At 63.2% G+C, this 5,378-nt stretch carries 8 protein-coding genes and 1 pseudogene; 5 read left to right on the top strand and 4 right to left on the bottom strand.

Annotated elements, in window-relative coordinates; all coding sequences use genetic code 11:
• The first annotated feature begins 3 nt into the window (after positions 1-3).
• Positions 4-456, top strand: coding sequence for a pentapeptide repeat-containing protein (locus AC1D00_RS24780; RefSeq protein WP_477012464.1), 453 nt, complete (start codon positions 4-6; stop codon positions 454-456).
• A 41-nt stretch (positions 457-497) separates the two neighbouring features.
• Positions 498-845, top strand: a complete 348-nt coding sequence (locus AC1D00_RS24785) for a hypothetical protein (RefSeq protein WP_135176691.1) — start codon at positions 498-500, stop codon at positions 843-845.
• A gap of 10 nt (positions 846-855) precedes the next feature.
• On the opposite strand, the gene AC1D00_RS24790 is transcribed toward AC1D00_RS24785, so the two are convergent.
• From AC1D00_RS24790 to AC1D00_RS24805, 4 genes are all read right to left on the bottom strand, one after another.
• Complete coding sequence (locus AC1D00_RS24790) at positions 856-1,065, bottom strand: hypothetical protein (RefSeq protein WP_404558205.1); 210 nt, start codon at positions 1,063-1,065, stop codon at positions 856-858.
• A 243-nt stretch (positions 1,066-1,308) separates the two neighbouring features.
• Positions 1,309-2,214 (bottom strand): hypothetical protein, encoded by a 906-nt coding sequence (locus AC1D00_RS24795; RefSeq protein WP_135176693.1) that lies wholly within the window; start codon positions 2,212-2,214, stop codon positions 1,309-1,311.
• A gap of 25 nt (positions 2,215-2,239) precedes the next feature.
• Entirely contained in the window at positions 2,240-2,320 is an 81-nt protein-coding gene (pqqA, locus tag AC1D00_RS24800; RefSeq protein ID WP_012029362.1) for a pyrroloquinoline quinone precursor peptide PqqA, read from the bottom strand.
• 171 nt (positions 2,321-2,491) lie between these two features.
• Positions 2,492-2,884 (bottom strand): EF-hand domain-containing protein, encoded by a 393-nt coding sequence (locus tag AC1D00_RS24805; protein WP_135176694.1) that lies wholly within the window; start codon positions 2,882-2,884, stop codon positions 2,492-2,494.
• A gap of 342 nt (positions 2,885-3,226) precedes the next feature.
• On the opposite strand from AC1D00_RS24805, the gene AC1D00_RS24810 reads away from it, so the two are divergent.
• The 3 genes and pseudogenes from AC1D00_RS24810 to AC1D00_RS24820 all read left to right on the top strand — a co-directional run.
• Positions 3,227-4,891: a methanol/ethanol family PQQ-dependent dehydrogenase gene (locus AC1D00_RS24810; RefSeq protein WP_135176695.1), complete on the top strand. Its 1,665-nt coding sequence runs from the start codon at positions 3,227-3,229 to the stop codon at positions 4,889-4,891.
• A gap of 10 nt (positions 4,892-4,901) precedes the next feature.
• Complete coding sequence (locus AC1D00_RS24815; RefSeq protein ID WP_477012463.1) at positions 4,902-5,258, top strand: c-type cytochrome; 357 nt, start codon at positions 4,902-4,904, stop codon at positions 5,256-5,258.
• A pseudogene (locus AC1D00_RS24820) lies at positions 5,255-5,378 on the top strand (ABC transporter substrate-binding protein); the annotation flags it as partial. The gene AC1D00_RS24815 and the pseudogene AC1D00_RS24820, both read left to right, overlap by 4 nt.

Raw genomic sequence — 5,378 nt, forward strand, 5'->3', positions numbered from 1 at the left:
AGCCTGAAGGGCGCCAATCTGTTCGCGTCGCAAATGGCCCGCGCGCGCCTCGACGGCGCGAACCTGTCGGGAGCGCGCATCGCTGCCGACCTCACCGGCGCAAGCCTGGTCGGCGCCTCGATCGCGGACGCGCATCTTGGCGCCGATATGCGCAACCAGTCGATGGGGCTGATGCGCGCGGTGCTGAGATCCGCCAACCTGGAGCGGCTGAACGCGCGCAACGCCGATTTGTCACGCGTCGATCTTGAATTTGCCTCCCTCAAGGGAGCCGACCTGGCCGGTGCGTCGCTCAAAAATGCTCAGCTCGGCGGCGCCGACCTGACCGGAGCCACCGTCACCGATACCGATTTCGATGGCGCTGATCTTACCTCAGCGAAGCTGATCGCGCCGATCGGCCTTGACCGCGCCCGGAATTTCGACAAGGCAAAGAACCGCGAGCGCCTGATCAGACAATAATGGCGTCGCCTTGGGTGGACGATCTTTGGGAGGACGATTTGATGCGTTGGGGTCTGGTGTTGATCACGTTGCTGGCGCTTGCCGGCGAAGCCGCCGCACAAAGCAAGGGCAAGGGCATCCGGCTCTGGAATCTGACCACGGAGACCATCACCGGCTTCCAGCTATCGCCGGTTGGCAAGCCCGAGTTCGGCCCGAACCAGACCTTGAACGACAAGGACAAGGAGGTCGATCACGACGAGCGGCTGCGCATCACCGGCATCGAGCCTGGCCGCTATGACGCCAAGGTCACCTTTCCCAATGCGCGCCAGTGCTTCGTCCTCGGTATCGAGATCAAGGCGGATGCTGTGTTCTCGATCGCCGACAAGGACCTGAAGGACTGCACGAAATAGGACGGCCGCGTTACGCCTTGTCGTTCGCGTGCGGATATTCGCAGCGCCACCGCACCGCCTGCCACTTCGGATGCTCGCCGACCCATTGCGCGATATAGGGTGGCGCGGCCATCGCGCATTGCCGCGGCGACCCCGCATAGTTGAACACCAGATGCTGTTCCTCGCAGGTCGCAGGCGCGAGCACCGCACACACAGTCACCACCAGGTCGATCGGGTTCATGCCGGAATCCTCTCGCAGGACGATGGAATTTAGCACGAAAGGTTACGTTTCAAGGAGAGGGAAGTTTCAATCCGGCGTGAGGGATGGATGGGCTGGTTTCCGTGTGGCCATCCTTCGAGACGCCCGCTTTGGCGGGCTCCTCAGGATGAGGTCTTGTTGCGAGCCGAAATCTTAGACCCTCATGGTGAGGAGTCCGCCAAAGCGGGCGTCTCGAACCACGAGGCCAAGCACTTTCAACCCACCTTAGAAATTCACCCCGAACACCAGCCGCGCCTGATGGCGCTCGAAATTGACGAGGTCGAGATTGGCGCCCGATCCGGCCGGACGGCCCCAGGCCTGCATGCTCCAGCTTAGTGTCAACCGCGATCGCTCCGAGAGCTGGAAATAGGCGGTCGGGCCGACGAACAGGGCCTGGCCCGAAAACTCGCCGAGACCGATGCCCTCGTACTGCCGGAAGTAGCGCAGCTCGCCGCCGAGCAGCATGTTGGGCCTCACCCGCACGAGGCCGGCGAAGGCCGCGCCGATCGTGGAGCTTTTCTCGGACAGTCCCGCCACCTCGAAGCGCGCCCATTCCGGCTGATAGATCAGGTTGAGCGCGCCGATGGCGAAGTTCGGGATCAGTTCGCGGTCGAAGGCGAGCGTGAAGTCGGTGCCGTACATCCGCCCCTTGGCGCCGCTGGTCTCGTCGATGCGGTCGCCGTGGAGCTCGGCGGCGACGGTGAGGCCAAACGGCGCGTGCTCGCGGTCGAGCAGGCGATAGCGCAGGTCGAGCGAGGCGCCCTGGAAATTGAACTGACGGCGATCGTCGATATCGGGGACGCCGGTGATGTCGTGCAGGCTTGCGGTACCACCGACCTCGACGCGGAAGTTCGGCAACGGCACCACCTCGATCTCGACCTCCTGCGCGAGGGCGCGATAGGTGCCGCCGCCTTTGCCGAACCGCCCCGTGGTCTGGGTCTGGAATTCGCGCTCGCCGGGATTGCCGACATCGGTGCCGATCATGAAGCCGAAGATGTGCTCGGTATCGAAGCCCTCCTCGGCGCTGGCACATGCCGGTGCGAGCACGACACCACACGTAACCGCCGTCCAGATTGTGAGGGCTCCAATGCGCATCGCCGACACTACCACGGCTTCGACGGCGTGTGCCATCGAAGCCGTGGCAGGTTCGTCAGTCTTACTTGCGCGCAGCGCAGGCGTACATGTTGATTTCCATGCCGACCGGCACTTCCACGATCTTCGGAGCTTTCCAAGCCATCCGGGGTCTCCCAAGGTATTGAGCGCGACATCGCGCGGGGCAAAACCTAGGGCTGCGTCAGGAGCAGCGCAAGCCTGGAATTGAACGGCAGATACAGCGAACTGTCGCATTTAGCCCGCGAATTTCCCTCTCGGGCAAATCACCTTCGCTCCCAGTCAAGCACTGCCGCTCTCAGCGCAACAGGCGCAGCAGCGCGCGGCCGGCGCGCGAGTTCAATTCCTTCGCATCCAGCGTCCCGTCCTTGTCCGGATTGGCGGCGTTGAAGCGCTGCTCCACCACCGACAGATATTCGTCGAGCGTGAGAGTCCCATCATGATCGGGATCGGCTGCTGCGAGTTCCTTGGCCGTCAATCGTCCGCGCAGCTCGCGGGCATCCAGCGTGCCGTCGCGATCGGGATCGAGCTTGGCGAACAATGCAGCGGCCGCCTTCTTCACCTCGGCAAGATCGAGCGTGCCGTCATTGTCGGTATCGAACATCTTGATCGCGTTGCCGGAGGCCGACCACGCCGGACCGGACAGCAGTGCAATCGTGAGCGCAAGCGCAACAGAGCGACGCGAAATCATCAAAACCTCCCTGACCAAGAGCCCCGATTCGAGCGGGATCGAAACGACATAAGTCCACAAGCAAGCCCCGGTTCAAGTCCGGAATTGCAACCTGCGCGCCGCACAACTCGCGGAACCAGACTGCCCTAACCCGGCGGCCTGCGCTCGGCACCGCTTCATGCCACGGAATTTTTCCAGCGCCTGCGCACAAGTGAGAGGCGCCTGTAAGGTTTCCGTCAGGTGACCGGCACCTGCCGTCTAACATATCGGCGTCTCGATTACGACTTTCGTATTGACGCGTTTTGCATTCCGGCGGAGTGTTGCTGTCGCAGCGTCAAAAGGCGCGCATATTGGGAGGAACGGATGAAACGCTTTGCGATGGCCGCGAGCCTCGTCATGCTTGCATCAACGTATGCAGACGCCCAGACCACCGAGCAATTGGTCAAGGGTGCGACCGATACATCGAACGTTCTCAACTACGGGATGGGCTACAATCTCCAGCGCTTCTCGACCCTGAAGCAGATCAACAAGGACACGGTCAAGAACCTCGTCCCGGTCTGGAACTACTCCTTCAACGACGATCGCAGCGAGGAATCGCAGCCGCTGGTGTACCAGGGCGTGATCTACGTGACCTCGCACAACGCGACCATGGCGGTCGATGCCAAGACCGGCAAGCAGATCTGGAAGAGCAAGATAGAGTATCCCGCCGAGACGCCGCGCATCGTCTGCTGCGGCATCATCAACCGCGGCGCCGCGCTCTACGACGGCAAGGTGTTCCGCACCACCCTCGACGCCAACGTGATCGCGCTCGACGCCAAGGACGGCAAGGAGCTGTGGCGGCAGAAGGCGGCCGACATCAAGGAAGGCTATTCGATGACGGTGGCCCCGCTGGTCGCCGACGGCGTCGTCATCACCGGCATCTCCGGCGCCGAGTTCGGCACCCGCGGCTTCATCGACGGCTGGGATCCGGCGACGGGCAAGCATCTGTGGCGCACCCATTCGATCCCCTCGCCCGACGAGCCCGGTGGCGACACCTGGAAGGGCGACACGTGGAAGCTCGGCGGCGGCTCGACCTGGATCACCGGCTCCTACGATCCCGAGCTGAACACGGTCTATTGGGGCATCGGCAATCCCGGCCCGTTCAACTCGGCGGTGCGCCCCGGCGACAACCTCTACACCTGCTCCGTGCTGGCGATGGATCCCAAGACCGGCAAGATCAAGTGGCACTACCAGTTCTCGCCGAACAATCCGTTCGACTATGACAGCGTGGCCGAGATGGTCCTCGCCGACATGAATGTCGAGGGCAAGCCTACCAAGGTGCTGATGGATGCCAACCGCAACGGCTTCTTCTACGTGCTCGATCGCACCAACGGAAAGCTGCTCGCGGCCAATCCTTACGTGAAGGTGAATTGGGCAACCGGCATCGACATGAAGACGGGCCGCCCCATCGAGACCGACGTTTCGAAGGACGCGCGCGAGGGCAAGAAGGTCACGGTCTATCCGTCGATCCTCGGCGGCAAGAACTGGGAGCCGATGTCGTTCAATCCGCAGACCGGCCTTGCCTACGCCAACACGCTCGCCTTCGGCGGCAGGTACAAGACCGAGCCCGTCACCTTCAAGCAGGGCGAATGGTATCTCGGCATGGACCTCACCGATCTCTGGGAATGGGGTGACGGCCCGCGCGGTCATCTGAAGGCGATCGATCCCATGACCGGCAAGGCCAAGTGGGAAGCGCCGAGCGACATCCCGCGCTTCTCGGGCGTGCTGTCGACCGCGGGCGGCGTCGTGTTCTCGGGCGCGCTGACCGGCGAGTTCGAGGCCTTCGACGCCGACACCGGCAAGAAGCTCTGGCAGTTCCAGACCGGCTCCGGCATCGAGGGGCAGCCGGTGACGTGGCAGCAGGACGGCGTCCAGTACGTTGCCGTCACCAGCGGCTATGGCGGCGTGTACTCGCTGTTCTCCGGCGACGAGCGGCTTGCCAAGGTGCCGCCCGGCGGCTCGCTGTGGGTCTTTGCAGTCAAGCAGTAACCACGGCACGATGCTGAAGGACGTAGCTCACAAGACGGTGGCGACCATCGCCACCGTCGCGGTGCTGACGGTCGCGCTTGCGGCGACCGTTTGTGCCGCGGAAGACGCAACCGGCAATCCCGTGCAGGCACAGATCGACCTTGGCAAGTCGACCTATGCTTCAAAGTGCTCGCACTGCCACGGTCCCAACATGATGAACTCCGGCACCATCACGCCGGACCTGCGCGCCTTTCCCGACGACAAGACGCGCTTCATCACCACCGTGAAGAACGGCAAGAACAACAAGATGCCGCCCTGGGGCGATATCCTCAGCGACGACGAGATCGGTGATCTCTGGGTCTTCATCTCGAGCCGGAGGAAGCCATGAGGCGCTGGCTCGCCGCCTGGAGCCTCGCCGCGATCCTCGCGGCCAGTGCTGCGCATGCGGCCGATGATCCCTTGAATGTCTGTCTCGACGAGGATCGGCCCCCGCTCTCGGTGCATCACA

The sequence above is a fragment of the Bradyrhizobium sp. P2_E8 genome (genome assembly GCF_056403875.1).

Bases quoted from the DNA above. Each gene is read 5' to 3' on its own strand.
- AC1D00_RS24795 (WP_135176693.1), bottom strand. From the start codon at position 2,214: ATGGCACACGCCGTCGAAGCCGTGGTAGTGTCGGCGATGCGCATTGGA.
- AC1D00_RS24785 (WP_135176691.1), top strand. From the start codon at position 498: ATGCGTTGGGGTCTGGTGTTGATCACGTTGCTGGCGCTTGCCGGCGAA.
- AC1D00_RS24810 (WP_135176695.1), top strand. From the start codon at position 3,227: ATGAAACGCTTTGCGATGGCCGCGAGCCTCGTCATGCTTGCATCAACG.
- AC1D00_RS24805 (WP_135176694.1), bottom strand. From the start codon at position 2,884: ATGATTTCGCGTCGCTCTGTTGCGCTTGCGCTCACGATTGCACTGCTG.
- pqqA (WP_012029362.1), bottom strand. From the start codon at position 2,320: ATGGCTTGGAAAGCTCCGAAGATCGTGGAAGTGCCGGTCGGCATGGAA.
- AC1D00_RS24790 (WP_404558205.1), bottom strand. From the start codon at position 1,065: ATGAACCCGATCGACCTGGTGGTGACTGTGTGTGCGGTGCTCGCGCCT.
- AC1D00_RS24815 (WP_477012463.1), top strand. From the start codon at position 4,902: ATGCTGAAGGACGTAGCTCACAAGACGGTGGCGACCATCGCCACCGTC.